The organism is Parashewanella spongiae (assembly GCF_004358345.1).
GTDB classification, from domain to species: Bacteria; Pseudomonadota; Gammaproteobacteria; order Enterobacterales; family Shewanellaceae; genus Parashewanella; species Parashewanella spongiae.
The window spans coordinates 3,168,564-3,195,497 of the sequence record NZ_CP037952.1 but is presented as its reverse complement, the minus strand read 5'-3'; the positions used below and the strand labels follow the sequence as shown (position 1 = coordinate 3,195,497).

Genomic DNA, 26,934 nt, shown 5'->3' with positions numbered 1-26,934 from the left:
ACTCTCTGAGTAATGCATATTTGGAACGAAAAATATCAAATTGTTTCGGAGTGACACTATGTCAGTATCAGCTTATGGTTCAGATCGCTTTATGCCTTATGCAGGAGAGCAAACTAGCTCAGCATCTAAGGCTCCTAATGATTTGGAGAGAATTAGTTCCTTAGTTGAAGAGTTAACACTTAATGATTTTCCTCTAGTTCACAAACAATTAAGAGAACTTCCATATGATTCTTTATTACTTTTAGGCGTTGACTTAGGGATTAATGTAGATGAACTAAGTAAATTAGACATTGATGATGAGAAATTTAGAGTGGTCGTAGTAAATCGCTGGTTAAGCAAAGCCGATAATGTATTGAATTGTACTGGAGTTCCGACATGGAGTAACTTAATAGTAGCGCTTAATGGCATTGATGAAAACAGACTGGCTCAATACATAACACAATCTATTCAAGCTGGGGAAATGCTAGCCAAAATTCCTGAACATGTCACCCCTAAAGCATCAAATACTTTGTTAGATTCAAGTGACTTTTGTCGTGTTAGTGACTTAATAGGTCAGCTTTGCCCTGATGATTACTGCAAACTCTTTGCAATGCTAGGGTTAGCTCAAATAAGGATTGCTGATAAAAAAAGTAATCTATTTGATTTGATTCAATCTTGGTTAGATTGCTGTGATCAAGTTTTATCACACTCTAAATATCCGTGTTTTAATGTTTTAGCACAAGCTTTGTATAAAATCGGACAATTGGGCTTGGCTGAAGATGTTTCTAAACAGTATCCAGCCGTTATAGGTGAAACCGAAGTACCCTTAACCCTAGCAAAGCCAAGCGTAACTCTTAACGAATTAGAGGATAGTCAATTAAAAGGTTTACTAGAAAGGGATGTTAAGGATGATTTTAAGTTAGAAAGTATTGCTAGAACGATTATTAATGGTCTTTCGAATGAATGTTGTGCAAAATTGTGTAATGCAATTGGGATGGTGGGGCATGCCTATGTATCGAACAATTTCGAACACCTTTCAACACGGATGCCTCACGCATGGAAAGTTGGGTCATATGGTTCTGATCGCCTACGTTTTAACTTAAAAAATTTGAAGAAAAAACTACAAGAAATTGGTGAAGGCGGTAAAGTACAAAAACTTGAACGATTGTGTAGAGAATATGCAACAGAGCAACAGAGTCAAACAGCCAGTCATATGCAAAATGTCGAACCTCATGGTTCTGTTAATAAGGCTATTGTTCCACGAACACAGTCTCAGCCATTTTCAACTACAAGAGAATCACATACAGCTCCTAATGTGAGGCAGGTTGATGATGCAGTTACTCCAAAACGGGCATCTAATGCGATTATTCAATCTACTGATTTAGGGCGACTATCAGTTTTACTCGATGAGATTGTTAATTTTCAAACCTTCGGGAGTTCGCTTGGTATTCCTATATCACAAATTTCTCGATACCCTCAAGGTCTCAAATTGTTATATATTTTAGATGCTTGGATTAATGGTGATGAGCGAAATCTTGTATCTCCAAAAAGCTGGCATACACTAACCCTTCAACTTAGAAAGTACGGAATTAACGGAGTTGCAGAGGGTATTGAAGCTCAATACCCACAAGGCATAAATCCACAAACAAGAACACAATATCCAAGTGTTGCTGATCAAAATCCTAATTGGAAACTCCAAGCCATTTCACTTGGTAAGGAACAGTTTACTCAAATTTTTGTTGACATGAAGACCGAAGAATTAGTTAAAATAGCAGTATATATGAATGTGAAAGATGAAAATGGAAGATTAATTCCTTTTTCTAAGTTGAGTTTGCTTAACAAAATTACCCCTTATTTCGAACGGGTTAAAGTAGAACAACTTTATGATGCTTTAATATCTTTAAATTTCAATGGAATAGCACACAGTTTGAAGCGACAAGTGCATAAACTAAAAAAGTAGCTTATACCATTTGTACCAATTAACTATATTATAAATAAAGCATTAGGGTCTGTTGATCTTTCAGGATTAAATTTTGTGCTATTTGAGCATTTATCTGTTCAACCTAAAATCATCAGTTGAACGCTGAGTATATGAGTAACTGTTTGAGCAATATGATGATTTTATCATCATGGCTTTCACCCAATGAGTGAAGTGCTCTACGCTCACAAGCTTGCTAAAATGACTGCTATCCGCGTTGTAACTTTTGCAAGTAGAATAACTACTTGCTGCAAGCTACGCCTTATTATCAGCCATTTTTTCTACGCTTGAGAACGCAGTCAACTGATGTTTCTAGGGAGCGCCACGAAGCGCTTTATTCTGTTGCGGGATTTGTCTCAACGTATACGCAGCCAAGCGATTACATGGCCATAAACCAGAGACAGCAACGTAAATGCTCAACTCAGAGCTATGTATGTGCAAAAATTACTTCACAAAATTATCTCAACGTAGCTAGCGGTGATTTTGGTAAGTATATGAATGTTCAACACTCACCTGATGGGTGAATTTGAGTTGTTTAATTTTGTATTTAACTTCAATAAATTAAAGTTAAATTTTGCGTTCAACCGATTTATATAGGATTATGCATTTCTCTTCTTTTTTGCCGATGCAAAGTTAGTTAAAATAACTCTTTCCGTGATCTGAATCAAATCAAACTCTTGCTTTCAACGGTTTGATTGCAACGAGTAACTTCGACACAATTTATTGAGAAAAATAATGGCTATAACGCAAGCGAACAATCCATTGCATGGAATAACGTTAGAAATGGTAGTAACAAAGTTGGAGCAGCGTTTGGGCTGGGATGGTCTTGCGAAGCGAATTAAAATAAATTGTTTTCGCAATGATCCGTCTATTAAGTCTTCTCTTAAGTTTTTACGAAAAGAGCAGTGGGCAAGAACTCAAGTTGAAGAACTTTATATCGCTACATTCAGTTCAAACTCTCCTTGGAATCAAAAAAAGCGACTGACTGGCTGAGTTAAAACAGGAGAGTTTGGTATCTCCGAATTAACCACCAACTAAAACCGTTGGCCAGCCTAAAATAATTGTTCCACCATGTGCCGTTGAGTCTAGCATTCTTACAGCAGGCATATTACCGAATAGTACTGTACCACTACCTTTTATTACGCTATCAGGCGGTCCAACGCATACTGCCATTTGCCCCATTGTAGCCGCAGGTAAGTTACCAATTAATACCGTTGAAGGCATGGGAAGCAGCGGCCCTCCAACATGTGGTATTGGTACAATTGCGGGTGTTTGCATTGGGCAAACGTGCATGTCAGTTGCTCTTGCTGCTGGAAACATTTAAATTCCTATAGTTTTTTAAAATTAGAGGTTAAGGTGTCATTAACTTTGTCCATTTCCACCGAATGCGATATTAATTCCTATATCTAGATAAGTCTTATATCTTTCTATGGCTTGAGAAGCATCAGGAAGAACAGCAGTAAGGTTTATGCAACCTGCAACAGCTTGAGAGTAGATATAAGCTGGTGGTGCAACAATTGGTGCGCTAGCTTCAATCATACTTCCACCACTCCAAAAAGCAGCTTGTGCCGCCCAACCGGCACCTGATTCTAGGCCTGCTAACTTAACCATTTCTTCAGCGAAGCGCCTGCTTGTTTCGTCAGGAGTGTGAACCCATGCTTTTGCTGCTCTAATTGCGTTTTGTTCGTGTTCATTCCAATCGGTTCTTGAACTGGCGCAATTTGCAGCCCACCAAACCGCTTCTCTAACAGGAAGTCCATGGGCGAGAAATATGATCACATCTGAAAAAAGCGAATTTTTCGATGCCTCAGTGATCAAATCATAGGGTGACTCTGCATTTTCACTCAGTTTTACTATTTCTGGTTTTGGCTCATATAGAGAAAAAATGTCTTGTGGTTTTTCATAGGGTACTTTTAGTAGTTTCATTAATTTACCATGGCTATTCCGCCTTTCACTTGAACCATCGCGCCTGCTTTAACTTGTGTCATAGCGCTACCTTCGATTGTTACCATTGCACCTTTTACGTCTGTTTTTCCTTGCCCTTCAATCGTTACCATCGCGGCTTTCATTTCAGCTTTGGCTTTGCCTGATATCTCTATTTGAGGCGCATCAAGTTTTATGCCGCTGGCACTGATTTCCAATGTGCATGCGCCGACTTTAAGTTCTATTTTTGATTTACCGCTTATAGATACTTCTTGCCCATCCACTTTTATCGAAGACTTTGCCGTGATTTCTGCATTAGAGCCGGCTTCAATTATTGTGTCTTTATCTGCTGAAGCTGTTAGTGTTCCTTTGCTGTTCGCTAAGAGGTCTTTTTCGGTTTTTAATGTGAGATTTTCTTTACTGCTCATGTCTAACGTTTTTTCAACCGTTGTGACTTGCAGCCCTGTAATGGTGGTGGTGGAATCATTATTAACTTCAAGGAGCAAATCTTTTTCTGCTCGCAGATAGACTTCTTCTTTATCTTCTTGATCTTCAAATCTTAATTCGTTGCCTTTTTCACTACTTCCATTAGGTGTTGTACGAGTTTTTATTCCACACTGTGTGGCTTCTGAATATGGTGCTTCATTGGTTTTATTATAAATTGACCCTACCACTACAGGACGATCGGGGTTACCATCAATATATTGCACCAGCACCTCATCACCAATCCTAGGTAGAAACTGCATACCAAAACCTTTACTGGCAAATCCTTGGGTTACAGGCAGCCAGCAAGAAGTGTTTTCATCATTTGTGCCGGTTTTATCCCAGTGGAATTGAACTTTAATCTGGCCGGCCTTATCTGTATATACTTCATCACCGTTCGGGCCTGTAACCGTCGCGCTATGTATACCTTGGACTGTTGGTTTAGAAATATAAGCAGGCCGATATGTGACTGAATGGGGAATACACTTAAACTGGTTTTGGTACTGAATTTGAGAACCCGTTTCGGAGTGTTCAAACTTATGAGTAATTTGAGTTACTACGTATTCTTGATTAGTTTCAGAAATAGGATGTTTGGCTAATTTAAATTTTGAGCCGCATGAAAGCACAGCGATACGTGAAACCACTCTGGAAGATAATCGTTCGACATCCAAGGCTTCCATTTGTAGCTTGGCAGAGTTTCTTAATACGCTTTTTTCATTTAAACCTTGTCCAAATTGATAACTCGTCAAGCTAGTGAGGTTGCCCGTTGCAGTGCTTTTCCTTTCATCGCTTTCAAATACTTCAGCAAGCGCTTGGGTATGATCGGCTATAGAAATTTTCGCTGTGCCGATTTGGTTTTTGTGATGCCATTGTACGATAACTCGCTCTGGTTCAATTGAACCATCTCTGTAATAGAAAGTACTTTTATCAGTGCTTTCGAAGCCTTGATTAGAATCTGATATGATGACAACAGGCTTAGAACCTGTGTGATCTAAACGGTAGTGCCAGCCTTCCATTGACATTAATCGACGCATGAATGCTAAATCGCTTTCGTTCATCTGTGTGCAATATTCGAGCTCTTGTCCAGAGCCTGAAACTGATAGCTTAACGTAGCTTTTAAAGTCAGCATCTTCTAAAAGAGTTTCGATGACTCTTTTAGTCGTTAAATTTTGAAAAATTTGGGTATTAGTTCGATATGCCAACAAAGACAGAGGATCACAAGCTTCTATTTGAAAATAGTACAATTCTTTTTCTTGGCTGTATTCTGTTTGTTCTATGCTGAGAACAAGCCCATGAAACTGGCGGGATTCATCTTTATATTTAACATCTATGCTTATGGGTTTCCCTAATACGTTGTCATCAATAACAGATTCAGTAACAATCGAAATAATAAGCTTACTTGTTGAAGAAATCGCTTCTTTACAAAGTAGCTTTGTGGCGATATAGGGGCCTTTGCTATCAATTTTAGCAGTTAATGGTCGGGGTGATGCTGAAAACTGACTTTTGGCCATATTTTATAAACTTCCTTAATAGTTAAATCAGTGCAACCGCACGAGTGATATATGCACAACTCCATGTGGTAATTTCGTCATTTCCACGAAAGTAGGCAATGAAATAACGACAGTTTTGTATGTCGGTCATCTAGTGCCTTATATTAGAATACTCAAAGTCACTGGATTCCCATTTTCACGGGAATGACGGATTATAAAGTCTACGGTTTTTCTCGAAAAACATTCATGCGTTTACCCTGATAGTTAAAGACTGTTAAGTTATAAGTGTTATTTGTTTTTTATTTCTAAAAATATCAATGGCTATAAAAATTAAACGTTAATATTTTAAATGTAGGTCAAGAAATTGCAATAATAAAATATTGAATAATATTGGGGCAACAAAATATAGAGTCAAAAACAATCAAAGCATAGAGCGAAAAATAATCAAATTTGAATATTTACTCTTATTTTTATTTGTGCGCAAATTAAGGTTTTGTATTTGTTGGTAAGACAGTAAGTTTAACATTGATATATGTTGAGCTAACAATTGGGATGATATAAATAAAATCTTATAAAGTATATAGTTTTTGTTTTAAAATTATATAATGGGTTAAGTTAATAAAATTTCTGACTAACTTGGTTGGCATATTCTTTTAATATCAACATCTTGTGTTATCTTGCTTGGGGTTTGTGATTTCAGGTTGTTGTTTTACAGTGGGTCGATTTACTATTTTCTTGACGGTTGATGTTGCGTAACAGTAAAATTAAAATCAAAGTCTTCACTTTAAAAGTTCATTAATTTTTCAACTGTTATTTGAGTTTCATATTGCTTGATATTTTATTTGTGCGCAAATCAAATTGGTTGCTTATAAAAAGATAATAGACTTTAAACTCTATTTATAAATGTTGAAATATTGGGGTGGTATGAAATATATTTGTATTTCATGAGGTCTGTTAATTTAACTTTGATTATACACTGTAGAGGGCGTCATTTGATTCTCTGTACAACATTTTCATATAACAGCCAGTGCAATTCTATAAAATAGCATTTACTAATTAAGGAAATATTAATATGCAGTTTAAGGTTTTCAAACGCCGTATAAAAAATACTTTATTTGGTAATGCTGATAATTCAGCAGTAGAAGCTCAGTTAAAAAGCATGGCTGATGCAAGATATGGAGCAATGTACTTTCTTGCGAAGACAGACATGGCCAAAGTTTCTATTTCGCTTCCATTAGTTGATAGTTTTGTAATCAATACCGAACCTTTAACAGATGCGAAAAATTTTGCCGCAAAGTTATTGAAAAAATCGGCTGCAGGTAAAAAGTTTGTTAGCGGTGTTTCAGTGATCGGTGAGGCAACTTCAGCAGTAATTGAAAAAATTAAAGGGATGTTATCTAACTTTTTTCACGAATTGATTGAAAAAGTAAAGTCAGTTCACGGTGCAATACTTGGTTCTGCCGAATGGGTAACTGAGTTTGGAATGTTTCTTGTTTCTGAATTTGCAGGAGATTTATCGTCTTTAATTCCAGGGCTTGGCTATTTGCAAAGTGCCGCTGATATTTATTCAGGCGTTAAACAGGCGATTTTAAAATCGAAAGATTTAGTGACTCAGTTATACGCTGGACGAGGTGTTGAATTACTAGGAGGGCACCCTTCAATAATTGCTAACGCGCTTGCGCGTCATTCTATTACAGGAATTGCTGGTGGAGTTAAATCTACAGCATTAGGAATGACAAGCATAGGGCTTGAAGCTGCTGGTGACGCTGCAGGAGGAGCAGGCTCTATTGTTAGTTTGGTGACAGGAATACTTGAACGCATTGTTGATGCCTTAGATAGACTTGTCCAATTCGCATTAGTTAAACGAGTGCTGAATAAGGCAAGTAAGGAATGGGATCGTCGAGGAGATGCAACGGCGCTTATCAATAATCATAAAGAATTTTCGTATTGGTTTCAGAATGTTGTCGTTACTACTCCGGTTATAGCTGCAATGGTAATGGGGTCTGGCTTTGTTGCGCATCCACAAAAGTTTCTTCAGTTATTGAGCTCGGGAGATGCATTGAATAACCCTGATGTTCATAAGAAAAAGTATCAAGAAAAATATGATAAGGGTGTGAGCTACATAGAAAAACTTAAATCACTTTCAGGATCCTATGTTCAGGATTATATCGATGGTTATGGCATCGCATTTACTAGCAAAGATGGCATCGTCAATGCCCGCTTGGATGAGTTAACAGGTGGCAAAGCATTGCTCGACGGACATGAATTTGCAGTAATCCCAGAATGGGCGATTAAAACTCCTGAGCAAAGATTGGCAGCAGGGCTTGCACTTTCAGCACTGCATGACTCAGAAGCGGGTCTATTTAAAGATTCAAGAGCAAGGCAGGCGAGTGCAGAAGCAACATTAGCTGGAATGAACCCGTAAACGAATTGTAAGGAATGTCCATTGTTTTCTGAAGACTTACGCCAAGAGCTATTACAACCAATCAATGATGAATCATTTTGCGGTTATTACATAAAAGGGGATAAAGCTGCTTTTAGACAGCTACGTAATGCCTTTAATTTGGCGCAAACATCACTGCGAAAGCTCAGTCAAAACCCTGATGGTAATGAACTTGATGTTTTGCAAGAAGAAAACGCAGAAAATTGGTCAGCTTTAGCCAATGAGTTATTACAAGTATTTCGTAAATCGAGCCGTGATATCGAGCTGATTGGCTGGTTTTTAGCGTCTCAACTTTTCATGGATTCAACGGTTGCAAGTTTTACAAAATCACTGGAATGGTTCGCAGAACTGCTTGACACGAATTGGGGCGTTTTAAATCCGGTTCTGCCTATCGAAAAGCTAAAAGGCGACTCGATAGAAGAGCATACGGCCGAACAGGCAAAAGCAAAAGCAAAAGCCTTTTTTCAATTGCTTGGTGACAGTGAAGAAAGCTGCTTATTGTACGCGCCAGTATTGATGCTGCCTTTAATTGGAGATATTAGTTTTTATCAATATCAGAGTGCAGAACGTCGTGGCGAGATTGGACTTATCAAACAAAATGCCGCTCAGTTATTGGGCGCGGAAAGAACAACGGTTCAAAGAAAATTAAATAATTTGCAACGAGCAATTGTTGAAATCGACCGTATGTCTCTAGTTTGCGATAAACATTGTCAAAGCGCCGGAGTATTGTCTCCAAATTTTAACTTTGTGAAAACACTGCTTGGTAAGTTTGATAAAGCGATTCAATACCTTACTGGATTAAAGCCTGCAATGGAAAATGCAGTGAATACTGAGTCCTCTACAGAAACAGAGTTAAAAAATGAAGTAAGCAAAGACGAACTCAGCAGTGAAAAACTTACAACGGAAACACAAGCTATTCAACAGGAGCAGCAGATTATGATGACACAATCTCAAAATATGTCTCAAACCGCTGCAATGAATAGTATTAATAGAAATGTTGCATTGCATCAATTGCGAGAGATCTCTGACTACTTTCGACAAAGTGAACCACACAGTCCTGTGTCTTTCCTAATCGAAAAGGCTATCCGTTGGGGAGGGATGTCACTGCCAGATTTACTTAAAGAAATGCTGGAAGAGCCTGAAGGTGGTCTTCTCAACAAAATTTTTAATACAGCAGGGTTGGATCAAAGTGATCAGGTATTACTACCTGAAATTTCGAACCAATCCAGCGGTGTAAAAGCGGCTTCTAAGGTTGCAAATGTGGCCGCAACAATTGGGTCAAAACCTGTAGAAGCATCAGTGTCAGATGTTCCAAGAGCTGATACTCAAATAAACCAAAACCCTAAAAATGGGAGCCCTGCTAAATCAACAGCGTTGAGTTGGTAGAACAAACATAAATAAATGAAGTAAGGACTTATATATGGCTAGTATCTATATGCGAATTGATGGTGTTGATGTTAAAGGCGGTGCCACAGTTGAAGGTTTGGACGGTACAGGTTGGTTCGCTGTTCGTTCATATAGTTGGGGTGGCGTGCGTAATGTTGCAATGGATATCGGTAATGGTAATAACGCCGACGCGGGCATGGTGGCATTGTCTGAAGTTAATTTAACTAAGCAAGTTGATGGGGCGTCAGAAGACTTACTTTCATACCTATTTAACCCAGGTAAAGAAGGTAAAACAGTAGAAATAGCTTTCACTAAACCAGAAGCTGACGGTTCAGGTGCAAAGTTATATTTCCAAATCAAACTTACACAAGCGCGCTTAGTGTCTTACAACGTAACGGGTTCTGATGGTTCTCAGCCTAGTGAAAGTGTATCTCTTTCATACACTGAAATTTCACAGAAACACAACTACGAGCTTGAAGGCGGTGAAGTGAAAGAAGGTGGCATCGTCACTTACAACTTGCCACAAGGTAAGCTGCTATCTGGTGCTAAGTAACCAGTAACATAAAACAGTTAGGAGCCTCGCCGTTGCGATGCTCCTATTTTTAGCATCTTAACTTTTATTAGTATCGTAAATGGGAATTAATCATGGCATTGAATTCACAACATAAGCGCGTGAGCAAAAACCGCGTTAGCATTACCTACGATGTGGAAACAAACGGAGCAGTAGAAACCAAAGAACTGCCATTTGTCGTTGGCGTTATCGGTGATTTTTCTGGCCATAAACCTGAGTCAGAAAAGGTTGACTTGGAAGAACGAGAGTTCACAGGAATTGATAAAGACAATTTTGACTCAGTAATGGGTCAAGTTAATCCTAGATTATCATTTAAAGTCGACAATAAACTTGCCAATGATGATAGCCAGTTTGAAGTTAATCTTAGCTTCAGCTCAATGAAAGATTTCCATCCTGAGAATCTGGTTGAGAAAATCGAACCTCTCAAAAATTTGGTAGAAATCCGTAACCAACTAAAGGTTCTATTAAGTAAAGCAGATCGTTCTCGTGATCTTGAACGCCTACTAAAAGAAGTGCTTCAGAGCGCCGATGCCATCCAAGGTTTGGCTGAAGAGTTAGGTGTGAAAAAAGAGGGAGATGAATAATGTCTACTGAACAACAAGCTTCAGAAGCAGCAGAAACCGTTGAACAAACGAGTATTCTTGAACGTGCTATTTCCGCGACAGCTCAAACACCTGCTGATTCAACAAAAGAATTACTATCAATTCTTACTGCACAGGCGCTTGATGGCACTGTGACATGGGATAAAAACTTAACACTAACAATAGAAAAAGCGATTAAAGCAATTGATCGTAATATTTCGGCTCAGTTATCAGACGTACTTCAAAATAGTGACTTTCAAAAGTTAGAAGGTACTTGGTTAGGATTACAAAAACTGATTAAAAATAGTGAACTAGGCCCAGATCTAAAAATTAAACTTGCTGACTACACCAAAGACGAATTGCTTGAGCAGTTTGAGGATGCGCCAGCCATTGATCGTAGCCGCTTTTTCACTATGGTTTACCAAGAAGAATTTGGTACCGCTGGTGGTCAACCTTATGGTGCTTTGATTGGTGACTACGAATTTGGTTACGGCGATGAAGACGTTGCTTTGCTTCGTTACATGGGTGAAGTAGCTGCGGCTTCTCATTCACCATTTATTGCTGCGGCAAATGCTAGCATGTTTGATTTTGAATCATTTTCAACCTTTGCTGACGGCAAGCCTGTTGCCGCAGGGTTTGACTCTCCAGCTTATGCCAGTTGGAATGCATTTAGAGTCAGTGATGATTCCCGCTATGTTGCATTAACACTGCCTAAAACAATGGCACGTCTTCCATACGGGGCTAACTCAGTACCAGTTAAATCGTTTGATTTTGAAGAGCTTGAAACCCGTGCCGATGGCTCAGCGATTGTGACTTCAGACAAAGATTTTGTTTGGAGCAATGCTGCCTATGAACATGGTTTGTTGATGACGCAAGCATTTACTCAATTCGGTTGGTGTACAGCGATTCGTGGCATGGATAATGGCGGTAAAGTTCAAAACTTACCAAACTTTACTTATAACTCTGAAGCAGGTGATTTAATCCAACAATGCCCAACAGAAGTTAATTTAACTGATGAACGTGAGAAAGAACTCAGTGATTTAGGTTTCTTACCATTAGTACATTATAAAAACAGTAACTATGCGGTATTTATGGGAGCGCAAACGGCTCATAAACCGAAAACATACACAGATCCTGATGCTACTGCTAATGCAGCCATTTCTGCCCGTTTACCATACACGATGGCAAGTAGCCGAATTGCCCAGTACTTAAAAGTAATGGGACGTGACCGGATTGGTTCGCATCTAGAGCCAAGTGATGTCGAAAAAGAGCTGAATACTTGGATTCATCAGTATGTCAATCCAAATGCAATTGGTAATGAATCAAAAGCTCGTCATCCATTGGTTGAAGCAAAAGTAACCGTTGAAGAGCAAGCTGGTCGTCCAGGTGCGTATTCGGCTGTAGCTTATTTACGCCCGTGGTTGCAAATGGAAGAACTGAGCACCTCACTGCGTATGGTTGCTAATATTCCGGGTTAATCGACAGCGAGTTTTCCTGCAAGGGTGCATTTTTGCATCCTTGTTTTTCTGAGAGTTAATAAGACTATTTGAAGTTATAGATGATAAACGACTTGCCTTTTTTAGCACCATTTTGGTTAAAGTTAAATGAATGTGCGCAGGCGCAGGATCACACACGATTTCATGCAACACTCGTAAAACTTATTGCCTTGCTCGATAACACGATCAGTTCTCAATTATCATCCGTAATTCAAGATCAAAACTTTAAACGATTAGAAGCCAGCTGGCTTGGGCTGGAGAGTTTAGTTCAACTCCCTGTCTCGCAACGTCGTGTAAAAATTAAAGTATTAGATTTTGATTGGAACAGCATATCGGCGGATCTAAATTTATCGTTTGATATTAAATACACATCGCTTTTTAGAAAAATTTATTCGAAAGAGCTTGATACAGCAGGTGGAACACCTTATGGACTGCTTGTTGTTGACCATAAAGTTAACCCTGAATTTGTCGACGACTGTGACTATGACGACTTATACACACTACAACTGTTATCTGAATTAGGTGAAAAAGCCTTATGTCCGGTACTTCTTGGAGTGGATGAATATTTTTTTGGTGATGATCCGAACAGGCTTTTGCACGACGGAAAACGTATCAGTCGAATTTTAGAAAGCAATGACTATCGGTCGTGGAGCTTATTGCGTGAAAAACTCTCATCGCGTTTTTTGCATTTAGTCTTACCAGAATATTACTTGCGTGGGCCATACAGAAATCATACAGCCGGCTTTGTGTTTAATGAGAGTAATACAAATACCAACGCGTTATGGGGCAATAGTCCATATCTTATGGCGATTAACGTGATTAGAGAGTTCGATAGAATAAGTTGGTTTGGTTTCTTACGATCATACAATCAAACAGGTCACTATGGTGCTATTGTTGATCAAGAATTCCAGACTCCTACAAAAGCAAAAGTTGATATTTTCAGTGAAGAAGATGGTTTTTGGTCAGAAAAAGGTTTTATACCGCTCACCAGTTTGTATTTAACAGAACAAAAAGGCTTTTTTAGTAATCAATCCGTTTGGAAATCACCTACTGAAGCCGATCGTGTGTTAGGGATGTTGCAAACAAACTTAATGGCATGCCGTTTTGGGCATTACATAAAAGCCCAAACCAGAGATCAAGTCGGCGGCTATGATAGCGTCAACGACTGCAAACGGAGTTTAGAGCGTTGGTTGCAGCAATACATCAGTGAATTGGATTACGGCGAAGATTCTGTCATGGCTAGGTATCCCTTAAAGTCCAGTGAAGTGTTGATGAAAGTTGATCCTGCAGATCAAACACGATATCTATGCCAAATCACGCTTCAACCTCAATATCAGTATGAGATTTTGGATGCTCAAGTAGTACTGAGTACATCCCTTTCAAGTAAAGAAGTCGGTGAGTCGTTATGAGCATAATGGCTAAATTAACCCAAACATGGGTTAACGATGATACAGATTCAATTCGAGATGCGATTATCGATAATGTTTGTGCATTAATTTCGAGTCGAGCTCCGCTGTGGCGTGATTATAGTGATACGGAAGTAGAAACAATTCAAGGTTCAATTGTTCATCTTGGTATTCGTCATTTCACGCCTTCACAAAGTAAGGCGAATGTTGAAGTTATATTGGCAGATATTAGTGAATTGATCCGTTTATATGAACCAAGGCTCACTCAGGTGTCACTCGAATTGACTAATAAATCAAGCACATTTAATCATTTGCAGTTCAGAATATCAGCAATTATGCATTCAGCAGCAGGCTCAGAAACGACCATATTCGATTCAGTATTAAATTTTAGCTCAAATAAACTTGATGTAAGGAAGTCAAATTTTGTCTGATTCATTGCTTTCCTATTTTGAGCAAGAACTTCGCTTTATTCAAAAAGAGGGAGCGTTATTTGCGGCTAAACATCCTAATGCCGCCAGTGGGCTAGGGCTGAGTAAAGATGGTATAGACGATCCACAAATCGCTCGTTTAATAGAAAGTGTGGCTCTACTTAATGGCAAATTACAGCATCGATTAGATGGCTCTTTTCCTGAGTTTACTGAAAGCCTCGTAAGGATACTTTTTCCACATTACTTACGAGCAATACCGTCTTATAGCATGTTGGACTTTGTGATTGATGATTCAGCGAGTGCAAATCATGTGATACCAGCACAAACCGAGTTTGATGTTAAAGGCAAAGATGATACTAAAGCCATCCTACGGACAACTGAAGATGTAACGCTTTATCCAATCAAAATGGCGTCAGCAAATGTGTATTTTGCGCCATTTATTTTTGCTAAACCCAAAAAAGCAGAACAGGCTAAAGCCTTGTTAGAAATAAAGTTTGAAACCGTAGATGAAGGTATGTCGATAGCTGAACTTGATATCGATTCGCTAAAACTGCATTTAAAAGGTGAAACCAATTCTGCATTGAAGCTTTATGATGTGTTATCACAATCGGTATCTGAAATTGCAGTCTTTGATGATGAGCAAGCGATATTACTCGGCCGTCAGGTGATGAGCCCTGTTGGTTTTGACGAAAAAGATACTGTGTTACCGTCACAGGCGGCTAGTTTCGGTGGTTTTGTTTTGTTGACAGAGTTTTTCATGTTCGCAGAACGGTTTAATGGTTTTAAATTTGATCTTAAAAATGCACTTTCTGAAGTGAAAGGCAATACCTTCAAGCTGCAATTATTTTTGGATGAGCTGAGTGTCGATTTAGCGAGAAGTCTGTCGATTGATAACTTCTCATTATTCTGCACACCAGTGGTGGATTTACATCGAACAACTACCGATCCAGTGGTTATCGATTTTTTTAAAAAACAGTATCCAATCGTGCTCGACTCCACCCAAATTGAAGGCATTGAACTCTTTTCCGTGGACACAGTTTTGGACGTAACTGATGAGAAAGTGGTTACGGTTCCTAAAATTTATGGAGAGAAATACCACTCATCTGAAACAGGGTTACGTTGGCAGTTAAACCAAGAGATGCATGAAAACGGTCAACTAGAAAGCTCACTTCAAGTCGCCGATTTAGAGCATGTTAGCGCACGTGGACAAACAAGAACTTGGTCAATACAAGCAACAGCTACACACGGAAATAAAGCGTCGCAACTGCCTATTTCAAGCCAAATTAAGTGCAGAGATTCGTTAACGATTCCGGCAAAAATGCAACTGTTAAAACGCCCATCTTTGCCATTTAGAAACGAAGATATCAGTCAAAGTGTATGGGCACTATTATGTCATTTACATTTTAATTACCACAGTATTTTAGGCAGCAAGCACCCAAGAAGAACACTCAAAAATGTCCTTTATTTGTATAACCATAATAAAAGCTCACAAAATAGCGCCTACATTGAATCTGTTGTGAATATAGAGCAAGAGCAGGTTGTTGCTCCTATCAGAGTATCGGGTAAAAGCTGCTTTGCCTATGGTACGAAAATTACCGTTACATTAGACACCTCAGATGTAAACGGTGGTGTCGCTTTGTTTAGTCGAATGTTAGATAGATTTTTTTCGTATTTTGCTGGCTTCAATAGCTTTACCCAAGTTGATATCAGAATTGAAGGCCAAGATCGAGCTTACTTACAATTTCCTAGGAGGGCGGGTTGCAAAAGTCTCTTATAGGTAAAGAACTCCAACTTGGTGATGGCGCTGAATTAGCGCGTACTTTGCAGTTAATAAAGCACATGGCTCAACATGATGGTATAAAGCCAAAAGTTCGCTTTGGTAGCGAAATCTTGCCTGCGTATTATCAAAGCCAAGTAACGAATGTACAGCATAGTGATCGTTCGGGGTGGACAATGTTAACCGGTCTGCCAGCTTTATCGGGTAACAATGGCTCGATACCAAGAAGTATGTATAAAAAAGCACTTTCATCATTGTTTGATTTAGGTGATGAAGCTTCCATAGACTTTTTTAACGGTTTCAATAATCGATATTATTCATTGCAATGCCAAGCTGAAATTAAGCACGACCTGACCAGTCAAATGGAAGAGGAGTGTTTTGATTGGAATTCTGATGCGAAATCGATTAGCAGCTTGCTGTCTAACTTAAGTGGGATGGATCAAGATATTGACTCAATTCCGAAAAGCCATTTTATTCAATACACGGGAATCATGGGGCTTAAGCTAACATGTCCAGTAACATTGCAGAATATGTTAACTGATTATTTTCAATCAACATTTGAGATTGAGCATTCAGGGCTTGAGTACCAACCGTTAACGCCTTGCTCACTTACCTCATTAGGTCGTGCAGGTCAAAATAACCGTCTTGGTTGTGATGCGCTTATTGGAAAAAACGCAGCTTTAGTAGGACAAAAATTAAAAATAAAAATCTGTCCGAAAGATTACCAAAATTACTTAAAAATTCACAATGATCCCAATATGGTACCCGCTATTGAGCATATGGTTAGATCGTACATGGGGATTAACTTTAAATTTAAGCTCTATATGAAAGTAAATAGCTGCTATTTACCACGAATTAAACTGTCAAGTGCTGCTGATAATGATATCAAAATTGGGCAAACAGCATGGATGGATAACAGTGGAATGATACAGCAGTTTGTAGAAATGCCGTTCAGTGCGAACTAGGGAACTTTATGATAACAGTAGAATTACAAAGCTTAGTCAAACGACTCACACCCGAACTGAAAGCAAGCTTAGAAAGTGCAGCAGGTGAGTGTCTAGCGCGTTCACATTACTCCATCGAACTGGAACATTGGTTCTTTAAATTGTTGCAAGAAACTGCAATGGGTTGGCATCGAACGGCTGAATACAGCGGAACCAATAAAAACACTTTACTGGAGCGCTTAAATGAATCGTTAAATTCGCTCTCTAAAGGTAACAAAGAAGCGCCATCGCTTTCAGCTAATTTAGTTGAATTACTGAAAGATGCTTGGATGTTAGCATCATTAAATCACTCAGAAGGCTCGATTAACGAATATCATCTTTTACTTGTTCTAAAACAGCGTATTACCCAAGGTGCTTATAATGGTTCACTCAGTAATTGGATTGAGGGTTTATCATCAGAATGGTTGAAGGCACAGTCGAATAAATATAAGACTGCACCTTTGCCAGTTGATCATGGCAGTATTGCTGGTCGCTCCAATACTGACGTTAGTGTTAATACACCTTCTTTAGATAAATATTCAAAAAATTTAACAGCAGTAGCTAGAAATGGCGAACTAGACCCAATTTCAGGCAGAAATTTAGAAATAAGAAAGTCGATTGATATCTTGTGTCGTCGGCGCCAAAACAGCCCAATACTTGTTGGCGACCCTGGTGTGGGAAAAACAGCCATTGTTGAAGGGTTGGCGCAACAAATTGTCGATGGCAATGTACCGCCTTCTTTGGCAAATATTGAATTAAGAAGCCTTGATTTATCATTGTTGCAAGCTGGCGCCAGTATCAAGGGGGAATTTGAAAATCGCTTAAAAGATATTATCAGCGAAATTAAGCAATCCACAACACCAATAATCATGTTTATTGATGAAGCACATACCTTGATTGGTGCTGGTGGTACAGCTGGGCAAAATGATGCGGCCAATATTTTGAAACCAGCATTAGCTCGGGGAGAGTTCCGATCAATAGCGGCAACAACTTGGGCAGAATATAAACAGTATTTTGAAACGGACGCCGCACTAACACGTCGTTTTCAGCTCGTTGCAATTAATGAACCCAGTGAAGATGATGCTGTTCAAATGTTGAACGGAGTAAAAAATAGTCTTGAATCTCATCACAACGTGAAAGTCATGCAAGAGGCTGTCACCGCTGCAGTTTCGCTTTCAGTCCGTTATTTGCCTGAAAGAAAGCTTCCAGATAAAGCCATCAGTCTTTTGGATACCGCCTGTTCAAGAATTGGATTGAGCCAAAGCGCGTGCCCACAAAAATTGGAATTCTTGGTTGAACAAATTCGCTATACCGAAAATGAAATCAAAGCCATTTCTCACGAAGAATCCTTATGGTCGATTGATTCTTCGAAGTTAGGTAAAGCACAAGAACGATTAGCTGAACTTTCGACTGAGCAAAAACGACTTTCTGAAAAGTGGGAGCAAGAGAAAGCCATAGTGACTGAAATCATTACACTTCAGACTGAGTTAGACAGCAGAATTAATGATGGAGAAGACGTAACACACAGTGAAGAACGAACTAGATTGAAAAGTAAAATGGCTTTGCTCAGAGAGCTTCAGGGAGAGCAGCCATTAGTTATTCCACAAGTAACAGAGCAAACCATTGCTGAGGTTATCTCGCTTTGGACGGGTGTGCCAGTTGGCAACATGCTAAAGCAAGAGGTTGATCGTTTGCTGAGTTTGGAATCATTTATCGGTAAACGGGTAATAGGTCAAACAGCGCCTATTTCTGAAATATCAAAAGCGATTCGTATGTCCCGTGCTGGTTTAACCGATCCAAGAAAACCGGTTGGCGTATTTCTAATGTGCGGGCCAAGTGGTGTCGGCAAAACAGAAACAGCATTAGCACTAACAGATGAACTTTACGGCGGTGAAAAAAATATTACCACCATCAATATGACTGAGTTTAAAGAAGAACATAAAGTTTCCATGCTACTCGGTTCTCCTGCTGGATACGTTGGTTATGGTAAAGGCGGTGTGCTGACCGAGGCGGTAAGAAAAAACCCATACTCCGTATTACTACTTGATGAAATGGAAAAGGCGCATCCAGGTGTGCACGATATTTTTTATCAAATTTTTGATAAAGGATGCATTTCAGACAGTGAAGGCCGCAACATCGACTTTAGAAACACGATCATCATTATGACTTCAAACGCAGCAGACAGCGCGGTTGTTGCAGCCTGTGAAGATAAAAGGCCGTCAGTTTCTGATTTAACACAGCAAATATTTCCTGATTTACAGCGCTTCTTCAAACCGGCATTTTTAGGCCGGACAACAATCGTTCCATATTTTCCACTTAATGAAGACGAAATGTCACAAATTGCGCAACTCTCAATGGCGCGTATTGCAAAACGTGTTCGTCAACATTATGCCGCCAGTTTCGAATATGACGAGAGCGTCATCAATGATTTAGTGAAACTCAATAATTCACCTGAAACGGGTGCAAGGGCGATTGAGCAGATCATCAATAGAAACTTGATGCCACAAATGGCGAATCAATGTATCGAAAGAATGAGTCTTGCTCAACCTATTAAGGCTGTGAAGGTATTTTCCGAGAATGGTAAATTCACAATCGAAATTAACTAGTAAAGAGTGATAAACATGTCGCTATCCATAAGAATAATTTGCTCACCAGACGGTGAAAGTATTTCAGAGTGGACAACCGCCTTTCCTGAAAATGGTGGTGAAATCGGTCGTGGATACGGTAGTGTCATGCAATTGAATGATGCTACACGTACAATTTCAAGCACACATGCCATTATTCGCAAATCCAACCGCGGTTATCAGATATTAGACAACAGCACTAATGGCTTATTCATCAATGGCTCGGATAAGCCATTGGGGAAAGGAAATCAATCGACGGTAAACGATGGTGATGTTCTGAGTATCGGGAAATATCGTTTGTTAGTGTCCTGTTTTTCACCTGAATCAGCAAGGTCTCAGAAGCTGCAACAGCCTTCAGAGTATAGTGAGTTAGACGATGATCCATTTAGCTCGGATGAAAACACCATTATTGATGATTCAATGAAGGCTCAAACCACATTGAAGCAGAGACAATCGCAACAACATTCTGATGTGAACTTCACCATTACCACTGATAATGTCGTTGAAGACGATCCTTTCCTCAATGACACTGAAATAAAAGAAAAACAACACAGCTCATTTTCTACCAATTTTGATAGTGTTGATGATGATCCGTTTAAAGAAGAAGACTTGAAAGGGTCTTTATCTTTTCCTATGCGTGAACCTCAAACTGCACCTGCCCCAGTTCAATCACTTTCACAATTTGATATGAACTTTGCCATAAACCAACTTAGGCATATTGAAGAGCAAATGAAAGCTCAAACGGATACAGCGATTGAAATGGCCATAACTCGCTTACTCAAAGAAATGTCTCCTGAGTACATTGAAAGCATGTTTAATGATATTTCGTCACCGAGCATGTTTTCTGGTAAACCAAAATATTGGGAAATGTATAAACGATATTTTGAGCGGCAGCAGAAAAATAGAGATTGGCAGGTCAAGTTTCATGCCTATTTTCAAGATTCTTTGAGGCAACAGCGAAATGCAGGTGAAAAAACCTAACATGAAAAAATTTATATTAATGTTTGCCTGTCTTAACTTGTTAAGCGGGTGCAGCACCATATCGAGTCTATGGTCTGGTGATGTAGAACTGCATTCACAATTAATTGTAAACATTGAAGCGGCGCAGAATATTAATCCTAATGTGAAAGGCAAGTCTTCGCCGGTTGAATTACGCATATATCAACTTGCAGACAGCGAAGCATTTAGTCGTGCAGACTTTCTCCAACTATACACGGATGAACAGGGCGTACTGAAAACAGGGATGCTTTCATCAAGGCATTTACAGAGCATATTGCCTGGTGAAAAACGACGCGAAGTAATACCACTGCGAGCGGAAACCAAATTTATTGCAGTGATTGCAGGTTTTGCTGATTATCGAGAAGCAAAAAATAAAGCGTTATTCCAACCGATCATTCTAGGTGCTACAGCCATTACGATTGAAATCGATGGTTTAAGTCTTTCTGTTACAGGTGAAGAATAATGGATACTAAAAAAATTGTTTGGAGTGAAGGGATGTTCTTAAGCCCGCAACATTTCCAACAACAAGAACGTTACCTTGAGCATTTCACCCGTGAATATGCGAGCCAAGTAGCGCCCAATTTCTATGGTTTATCACAACTCGAGATTGATACCGCTTTATTTAATGTAGGAAAAGTCGGAGTAAGACTCGCTAAAGGTATATTCCCTGACGGTACACCCTTTACGGTTAAAGAAGAGTTAGTACTTGATATCCCTAAGAACACTAATGGCAAACTTGTTTATCTTGCTTTGCCCGTTTCACGAAGTGGCGCTGTGAGCGTAGGGGACGATGAACGTTTACGTTATTCACAAGTTGAACATCAGGTATTTGATATCAGTCGTGAACAAAGCGAGCCTATATCTTTAGATCTTGCGGTACCTAACGTGACATTAAAGCTTGAAGGCGATGAACTGAGAGATTACACATTACTGCCAGTGGCTCTAGTCAGTGAATTTAAAGCAGAAAGTGGGGTCGTCTTAAATCAAGCGTTTGTGCCTAACTGCTTACAATTTGGTGTCTCACCATATTTAAAAGATTGTGTGGCTGATGTACTTGCTCATATGCAATATCGTGCGAATACCTTAGCGATTCGTATACAAGCTGAAAGTGGTAGTAAGAGCTATCAAACATTAATGCGTGATTACTTGTGGTTACAGGCATTAAGTGGGTGGTTACCAAAACTAAAGCACTGGTTGGGTGACGGTATGCTACTTACGAGACATTTATATCAAGAATGCATCTCTATGGTTGGTCAAATGCAAGGTTTAGAGGGGAAATTACCTCAAGAGTTTCTTGCGTGGAACACTAACGATCTTTATGGCATTTTCTCTACGGTATTCTCAGAGTTACTCGTACTGCTGCGTGAAGTGCAAATAGATAATGTTACCACTTTAAAATGGGATACTAATTTATTCGCGAGCCGTCGTTTGCTACGTACCTTAATTAAGGACAGAAGTTTATATCAACAAGGGCAGTTTGTGCTCGTTGTTACCTCAAGCCTTGGTTCTGCTCGTTTAAGCGAAAACTTTCCTAAAGCCGCAAAATTGGCTGGTAACAGTGCAATCGCCGAATTAGTGAGAAATGCATTGTCTGGTGTTGCACTCAGAAACTTGCCTTACGCTCCATCAGAGCTGAAATCCAAACATGACGCCGCATATTTTGAAGTGGATACTCAATCTGAACTGTGGCAAGCACTCATTAAGAAAGACGAACCTATTGCGTTGCACATTGATGAACGCATTGAAGATATTAACGTCGAATTCCATGTGATTAGGTAGGTAAACAATGAGCGGATTATTCAATGAAGAACCGACTGTTGTTATGCGACGTTCGAACTTTAACCTTGAGCAAAATGAAGCTGTGCATGAGTCTTTTAAGATCGATCTAACCGGAGCTGAACGTTTGATCGAAGGGTTAAACATATATGGAAGCCCTTTACTCAATGCCGTGACAGAGTTAATTGGAATTTTAGTGACTATTCCAAGGCAAGGCTCTCCACTGGATATCGATCGATTTAGGCAAAGTCTTATCAATGCGATTGCTTCGTTTCGACAAAAAGGTGTTCATCTTGATTATCATCCCAGTATCATCGAAAAAAGCTGTTTTGTGCTCTGCGCCGCCTTTGATGAAGCCATTTTGTACACGACATGGGGTGAAAAGGCGCGCTGGGAAAACCATTCATTGTTGAGTAAGACCTTTTCAGAAAGAAATGGCGGTGAAGTTTTTTTCCAGTTATTGGATAAAGCCTGTGAACAACCCGCAAAATTAGTTGATTTTATTGAGCTGCAATATGTCTTATTGATGTTGGGTTTCAAAGGTCGATATCGACACAAAGATGAAACAGATTTGCATGAAATAAAGTCTGGCGTATATGAGGTATTGAGGCATTACCGCACAGAAAGCGTGTTGCCAATACCTAGAACACCAACTTTGCCTACTGAAAAAGAACCTTGGCGTATGTGGAGTATGAGAAAACTGGCCGCCTTAGCTGGGTTATTGATTGTGAGTGGCTATGTATTTTCTGAATATTGGTACTACAACCGTAGCCAAACCATAATTGCCCAATCACAGCTTATTGATAAAACATCAGCGTCGATAAATGAATATACGCTTGAGCAGAAAATTGATGCTGAAAATGAAAATGCAGGTAATTCAATAAAAGAAAGCATGATGCACAGTCATATGAATGAAGTTGATTGGGAAATATTGCTTGCCGTATTTTCGACTTCAGCCGATGCAAATCAATTAGCCGCGATACTCAATAAGTCTGGGTACAGCACGGCACTTAAACAAAATGAACACGGTATTGAGCTGGTAATTAAGGCCAGCAACGATCTATTAGCAATAAGAAAATTAAATAACGAATTGAAAGTAAAGTTCGGTTTAAATGCCACGATCAGAAAGGCGCAAAAATAGTATGACAAAAATGCTATCAGTATTGTTTTTAACCATAATAATGTGTGGATTAAGCGCGCTAATATGGTGGTTTGTACCCGATAACAGTGGCTGGTCTTGGATCCGCTTTGTCGGCATGGCAATGTCCACGTTTTCAGTTTTAGCGGCTTCGTATTGGTTTTACCGTCGACTGAGAAAACAAAAAAAACAACAAGAAGAACTCGAAAGAACAATCTTATTAAAGCAAGACACCCAAGTTATTCAGTCACTTTTCAAGCAAGCTAACCGCAAATTAAAAGGGTATGGCGGTAATAAACTGGATAGTCTCTATGAGTTGCCTTGGTATTTGGTGCTTGGAGGGCAAAAAGACGCTAAAAGTGCATTACTACAACAAAACGGATTAGAGCCATTATTAAAGAATTCCTCAGATGAAATTAGCCAGACTCATCACATTAAATTTTGGAGTAACGATAAACTGGTTGCCATTGAGATTGGTAATAGAATATTCGATAACGAAAACATTGATGACGAGCTTTGGCTGATAATTTCACAGCAACTAATGAAATACAGACCGCGTCAAGGGGTTAATGGTATTTTATCACTTATAGGTTGTGATCGTCTGTTAAATGGTGACCGTAAATCACGCAGTAAGATGAGTAATCTTATTCAGCAAGCTGTACTCTCAATGAGCAGCAGCCTGAAAATTGAAATACCTGTGTATAGCATTTTCACAAAAGCGGATGCAATTTCTGATTTTGTTGAGTTTTTTGAGGGGTATACAGGTTGTGATGTCGATAACCCATTTGGTGTCACCTTTACCTGTGATGATAAAGAACGTGGTTTTGACGGTGAACAATTTGAACAACAAACACAGCAACTATTGTCTGAAATTGCAAAACAGCAATTCGAATTATTGTTTAACTTAAGTCATGATAAGTCCAGTTCAATCCTTGGGTTACCTTATCAGTTACGAATTTTTTTCAAACTCGTTAGTGAGCTTTTAGTTGAAATAGGCCGTGAAAACCGAGTGAGAGAAGCTGTTTGGCTGCGTGGAGCATATTTCCTTTCTTGCAGTCAAAAAGGCACAGAATTTGACTTACTAACCCAATCAGTAGCGGATAAAGCTGAATTTAATACTCAAGCTATTAGAGAGCAAGCTACCGATAGGCGGCATTATTTTTCTCCAAGAATATTCAGCCATGTAATTTTGCCAGAAAGCAGAATTGTGGGAGTGAACGAATTTCGCCATGCAGGTTATATTTTTGTTCGAAGTGCAATGTTAGCCGCGATAGCAGCTATGATCATGAGTGCAGGTGTTTTATTAAAGAATAACTGGAATCAAGATGAGCAATGGCGTACAAACTCTCTTGCCCAGCTCCGAATATACAATACCGATATTCATAGACTGCAGAATGAACCATATAGTATTTCTCAGCTTACCGCTGTGCTTGGTGAACTTAGAATGGTTGCAGTTGAAGGGATTTCGCCTAAGCCTTGGTATCAAAGAGTAAGCGTTACAGATGATAACACCGCCGAAAGAATCTATTTAACCTATGAAGAGCAGTTAAAAGTTATGCTGCTTCCTAAAATTGAAGAATTAATCAGCAGTGAATTATTTGTTTATTCGAACTTAGAAAACCCTAGTAAAATTTTCGAGATTTTACGATTCTATTCAATGCTTTTTGATAAAAAAAGGTTAGATGTTAAAGAGTTACATGCTTTTATACTTGATACCTTGAAAGATCAAGGTGGTGTATCCTCTCATAACTTCAACACCTTATCTAACATGCTTGATGAGCTATTTGCTGGCGATTATGAAGGGCAATTAACAGCCAATGAAACACTCATTGCATCTGCAGCGAGCAAACTAGAAGGGCTTTCAACTGAGCGTTTGATTTATGCTCGAATTAAAAGCCTACCAGAGTATCGTAATCAAGTAGATATTCGAGGTCAGCTGGGTGAAAAGTTTGACTCAATGTTTGCGTTCACTGAAAATTTTCATGGTTACTTAATTCCTGAAATTTTAACAAAGCAGGGTTACAGCAATTTAGATTTAACACCTAAATCTAAACTGTTACGTAGACAGTTATCAGAATTAAAGTCACTGAAAAAAGAAGGTGAATCACCATCGGTAACGGAGTTAGCCGAGTTAAGCAAGCAAATACAAAAGCTCTACTTCACGGATTATATTTTTTATTGGAAAAGCTTAATTAAGAATATCCGCATTAAACAATTTAAATCAACCCAAGATCTTTCTTATGCCCTGCGTAGTGCTAGAGAGCCTGTTACTAGCCCTGTTTTAGATGTTCTGGGAGCTATTGTTGTTAATACTAAATTAGCCATTGAAGAGCAGCCTGATACCAAGAGTAATAAACGTGTTGCGAGCCAGTTAGGTTTAAGTAAAGCATCAAAAGTATTAGGTAAAGCTGATCGCATCAATCGTGCAGTTGGGTCAAAGCTATTGACCATTCAGCCATCATTTATCGTCAATAAAGCGTTCAAGTCGTATGCTGATTATGTTGAAGGAACAGGAAAAAGTGGATCAACCATTCCAGTTGATGGCTTTATCCAACAGTTTGACGGGCTTAATACCTATTTTGATACCGCACTTTTAAGCAGTAACCCAACAAAAGTAATGCACGATTACGCACAAGCTCATGCCGAAGGCAGTCAAGATGCCATTACAGCCTTCGGCAGTGAAAGCGCGAAAGCACCTTCACAAGTTGCCAAGTGGGCAAAAAGTATTTCACGGCAGTCTTGGAAAGCGGTAATCAATGCCAATATGAGCTTTATCAATAAGCAGTGGGATGACAGAGTTTATCAGTTTTATACGCAAGCCATTTCTGGCCGGTTCCCATTCGAGCTTCGTGGGCGAGGTGAGGTAACACTTGAAGACTTCTCACAGACCTTCAAGCCACAAGGGCGTATTGATAAGTTTGTTGAAGTAATGCTGAAACCTTTTGTGTATTGGGATAATGGTGAATTACAGCTTAAAGAGGTCGATGGTTATCATTTGCCAATAAAAGCGTCATCATTGGAGCAATTAAGTCAAACTCGTAAACTGAGCCACCTATTTTTTGGTCCAACAGGCCAAGAGCTTGGGCTTAATATTTCGTTACGACCAAGCTCAATGAGTACCGACATTACCGAATTTCAGATCCGTGGAGAAAAAAGTATTTTTAAATACAATCATGGTCCGAGAGTATGGAGCGATATAAATTGGCCTTCAGCTGGAGTTGACGGTTTTTTGAGTACTAATTTTTACCATGGTGATAATCGAGTTGCGACTAAAGCTTATTATGGACAGTGGGCATTCTTTAGGGTGCTGTTTGAAAATAGTTCTTCGCCAACAGCAACACGCTTGATTCGTAAATTGAATTATAAACTCAATGGTAATGGTATGCTCTTTGACTACACACTGCGTAACTCAAACCAAGTTTTAGACAAGTCTTTGTTTACGACTTTCTCATTACCCAAAGAGTTGTAACTCT

At 39.2% G+C, this 26,934-nt stretch carries 20 protein-coding genes; 17 read left to right on the top strand and 3 right to left on the bottom strand.

Going from position 1 to position 26,934, the window contains the following annotated elements; genetic code table 11:
- The first annotated feature begins 58 nt into the window (after positions 1-58).
- On the top strand, positions 59-1,939 hold the full coding sequence (locus E2I05_RS12520; RefSeq protein WP_121855264.1) for a hypothetical protein: 1,881 nt from the start codon (positions 59-61) through the stop codon (positions 1,937-1,939).
- Between the two features lie 753 nt (positions 1,940-2,692).
- The gene (locus E2I05_RS12515; RefSeq protein ID WP_121853604.1) at positions 2,693-2,950 is read left to right on the top strand and encodes a VF530 family protein; all 258 of its coding nucleotides are present in this window, start codon (positions 2,693-2,695) and stop codon (positions 2,948-2,950) included.
- A 30-nt stretch (positions 2,951-2,980) separates the two neighbouring features.
- On the opposite strand, the gene E2I05_RS12510 is transcribed toward E2I05_RS12515, so the two are convergent.
- Genes E2I05_RS12510 through E2I05_RS12500 form a run of 3 tightly spaced genes read right to left on the bottom strand, consistent with a single transcriptional unit; the run spans position 2,981 to position 5,874 of the window.
- Positions 2,981-3,277 (bottom strand): PAAR domain-containing protein, encoded by a 297-nt coding sequence (locus tag E2I05_RS12510; protein WP_121853605.1) that lies wholly within the window; start codon positions 3,275-3,277, stop codon positions 2,981-2,983.
- Positions 3,278-3,319: 42 nt separating this feature from the next.
- Positions 3,320-3,883: a DUF6931 family protein gene (locus E2I05_RS12505; protein WP_121853606.1), complete on the bottom strand. Its 564-nt coding sequence runs from the start codon at positions 3,881-3,883 to the stop codon at positions 3,320-3,322.
- Positions 3,883-5,874, bottom strand: a complete 1,992-nt coding sequence (locus tag E2I05_RS12500) for a type VI secretion system Vgr family protein (RefSeq protein ID WP_121853607.1) — start codon at positions 5,872-5,874, stop codon at positions 3,883-3,885. The genes E2I05_RS12505 and E2I05_RS12500 overlap by 1 nt, the downstream gene beginning before the upstream one ends.
- Before the next feature lie 1,051 nt (positions 5,875-6,925).
- Here E2I05_RS12500 and E2I05_RS12495 point away from each other — a divergent pair.
- The 15 genes from E2I05_RS12495 to tssM all read left to right on the top strand — a co-directional run bounded on the left by E2I05_RS12495 (position 6,926) and on the right by tssM (position 26,930).
- Positions 6,926-8,278, top strand: coding sequence for a hypothetical protein (locus E2I05_RS12495; protein WP_207805284.1), 1,353 nt, complete (start codon positions 6,926-6,928; stop codon positions 8,276-8,278).
- A gap of 21 nt (positions 8,279-8,299) precedes the next feature.
- Positions 8,300-9,682 (top strand): type VI secretion system protein TssA, encoded by a 1,383-nt coding sequence (locus tag E2I05_RS12490; protein ID WP_121853608.1) that lies wholly within the window; start codon positions 8,300-8,302, stop codon positions 9,680-9,682.
- A gap of 34 nt (positions 9,683-9,716) precedes the next feature.
- Positions 9,717-10,235 (top strand): Hcp family type VI secretion system effector, encoded by a 519-nt coding sequence (locus tag E2I05_RS12485; RefSeq protein WP_121853609.1) that lies wholly within the window; start codon positions 9,717-9,719, stop codon positions 10,233-10,235.
- A gap of 92 nt (positions 10,236-10,327) precedes the next feature.
- Positions 10,328-10,837 (top strand): type VI secretion system contractile sheath small subunit, encoded by a 510-nt coding sequence (gene tssB, locus E2I05_RS12480; protein WP_121853610.1) that lies wholly within the window; start codon positions 10,328-10,330, stop codon positions 10,835-10,837.
- Entirely contained in the window at positions 10,837-12,312 is a 1,476-nt protein-coding gene (gene tssC, locus E2I05_RS12475; RefSeq protein WP_121853611.1) for a type VI secretion system contractile sheath large subunit, read from the top strand. The genes tssB and tssC overlap by 1 nt, the downstream gene beginning before the upstream one ends.
- A gap of 80 nt (positions 12,313-12,392) precedes the next feature.
- On the top strand, positions 12,393-13,739 hold the full coding sequence (locus E2I05_RS12470; protein ID WP_121853612.1) for a type VI secretion system contractile sheath domain-containing protein: 1,347 nt from the start codon (positions 12,393-12,395) through the stop codon (positions 13,737-13,739).
- Between the two features lie 5 nt (positions 13,740-13,744).
- Complete coding sequence (tssE, locus tag E2I05_RS12465) at positions 13,745-14,167, top strand: type VI secretion system baseplate subunit TssE (RefSeq protein WP_207805285.1); 423 nt, start codon at positions 13,745-13,747, stop codon at positions 14,165-14,167.
- Positions 14,160-15,941, top strand: a complete 1,782-nt coding sequence (gene tssF, locus E2I05_RS12460; protein ID WP_121853614.1) for a type VI secretion system baseplate subunit TssF — start codon at positions 14,160-14,162, stop codon at positions 15,939-15,941. The genes tssE and tssF overlap by 8 nt, the downstream gene beginning before the upstream one ends.
- Positions 15,923-16,906, top strand: coding sequence for a type VI secretion system baseplate subunit TssG (locus tag E2I05_RS12455; RefSeq protein WP_207805286.1), 984 nt, complete (start codon positions 15,923-15,925; stop codon positions 16,904-16,906). The genes tssF and E2I05_RS12455 overlap by 19 nt, the downstream gene beginning before the upstream one ends.
- An 8-nt stretch (positions 16,907-16,914) precedes the next feature.
- Complete coding sequence (gene tssH / locus E2I05_RS12450; RefSeq protein ID WP_121853615.1) at positions 16,915-19,530, top strand: type VI secretion system ATPase TssH; 2,616 nt, start codon at positions 16,915-16,917, stop codon at positions 19,528-19,530.
- A 15-nt stretch (positions 19,531-19,545) separates the two neighbouring features.
- A complete protein-coding gene (locus tag E2I05_RS12445; RefSeq protein WP_121853616.1) occupies positions 19,546-20,529 on the top strand; it encodes a type VI secretion system-associated FHA domain protein in 984 nt (327 codons plus the stop codon).
- Position 20,530: 1 nt separating this feature from the next.
- Positions 20,531-21,010 (top strand): type VI secretion system lipoprotein TssJ, encoded by a 480-nt coding sequence (tssJ, locus tag E2I05_RS12440; protein WP_121853626.1) that lies wholly within the window; start codon positions 20,531-20,533, stop codon positions 21,008-21,010.
- Positions 21,010-22,326 carry a type VI secretion system baseplate subunit TssK gene (gene tssK / locus E2I05_RS12435; protein WP_121853617.1) on the top strand — a complete coding sequence of 439 codons (1,317 nt, stop codon included), beginning with the start codon at positions 21,010-21,012 and terminating at the stop codon, positions 22,324-22,326. Before tssJ ends, tssK begins: the two co-directional genes overlap by 1 nt.
- Before the next feature lie 7 nt (positions 22,327-22,333).
- The gene (icmH, locus tag E2I05_RS12430; RefSeq protein ID WP_121853618.1) at positions 22,334-23,464 is read left to right on the top strand and encodes a type IVB secretion system protein IcmH/DotU; all 1,131 of its coding nucleotides are present in this window, start codon (positions 22,334-22,336) and stop codon (positions 23,462-23,464) included.
- Position 23,465: 1 nt separating this feature from the next.
- The gene (gene tssM / locus E2I05_RS12425) at positions 23,466-26,930 is read left to right on the top strand and encodes a type VI secretion system membrane subunit TssM (RefSeq protein ID WP_121853619.1); all 3,465 of its coding nucleotides are present in this window, start codon (positions 23,466-23,468) and stop codon (positions 26,928-26,930) included.
- Positions 26,931-26,934: the final 4 nt, after the last annotated feature.

What these genes read in the sequence shown, in the direction of transcription:
- E2I05_RS12520 (WP_121855264.1), top strand. Translation starts at nt 59, where the DNA reads ATGTCAGTATCAGCTTATGGTTCAGATCGCTTTATGCCTTATGCAGGA.
- E2I05_RS12515 (WP_121853604.1), top strand. Translation starts at nt 2,693, where the DNA reads ATGGCTATAACGCAAGCGAACAATCCATTGCATGGAATAACGTTAGAA.
- E2I05_RS12510 (WP_121853605.1), bottom strand. Translation starts at nt 3,277, where the DNA reads ATGTTTCCAGCAGCAAGAGCAACTGACATGCACGTTTGCCCAATGCAA.
- E2I05_RS12505 (WP_121853606.1), bottom strand. Translation starts at nt 3,883, where the DNA reads ATGAAACTACTAAAAGTACCCTATGAAAAACCACAAGACATTTTTTCT.
- E2I05_RS12500 (WP_121853607.1), bottom strand. Translation starts at nt 5,874, where the DNA reads ATGGCCAAAAGTCAGTTTTCAGCATCACCCCGACCATTAACTGCTAAA.
- E2I05_RS12495 (WP_207805284.1), top strand. Translation starts at nt 6,926, where the DNA reads ATGCAGTTTAAGGTTTTCAAACGCCGTATAAAAAATACTTTATTTGGT.
- E2I05_RS12485 (WP_121853609.1), top strand. Translation starts at nt 9,717, where the DNA reads ATGGCTAGTATCTATATGCGAATTGATGGTGTTGATGTTAAAGGCGGT.
- tssB (WP_121853610.1), top strand. Translation starts at nt 10,328, where the DNA reads ATGGCATTGAATTCACAACATAAGCGCGTGAGCAAAAACCGCGTTAGC.
- tssC (WP_121853611.1), top strand. Translation starts at nt 10,837, where the DNA reads ATGTCTACTGAACAACAAGCTTCAGAAGCAGCAGAAACCGTTGAACAA.
- E2I05_RS12470 (WP_121853612.1), top strand. Translation starts at nt 12,393, where the DNA reads ATGATAAACGACTTGCCTTTTTTAGCACCATTTTGGTTAAAGTTAAAT.
- tssE (WP_207805285.1), top strand. Translation starts at nt 13,745, where the DNA reads ATGGCTAAATTAACCCAAACATGGGTTAACGATGATACAGATTCAATT.
- tssH (WP_121853615.1), top strand. Translation starts at nt 16,915, where the DNA reads ATGATAACAGTAGAATTACAAAGCTTAGTCAAACGACTCACACCCGAA.
- E2I05_RS12445 (WP_121853616.1), top strand. Translation starts at nt 19,546, where the DNA reads ATGTCGCTATCCATAAGAATAATTTGCTCACCAGACGGTGAAAGTATT.
- tssJ (WP_121853626.1), top strand. Translation starts at nt 20,531, where the DNA reads ATGAAAAAATTTATATTAATGTTTGCCTGTCTTAACTTGTTAAGCGGG.
- tssK (WP_121853617.1), top strand. Translation starts at nt 21,010, where the DNA reads ATGGATACTAAAAAAATTGTTTGGAGTGAAGGGATGTTCTTAAGCCCG.
- icmH (WP_121853618.1), top strand. Translation starts at nt 22,334, where the DNA reads ATGAGCGGATTATTCAATGAAGAACCGACTGTTGTTATGCGACGTTCG.
- tssM (WP_121853619.1), top strand. Translation starts at nt 23,466, where the DNA reads ATGACAAAAATGCTATCAGTATTGTTTTTAACCATAATAATGTGTGGA.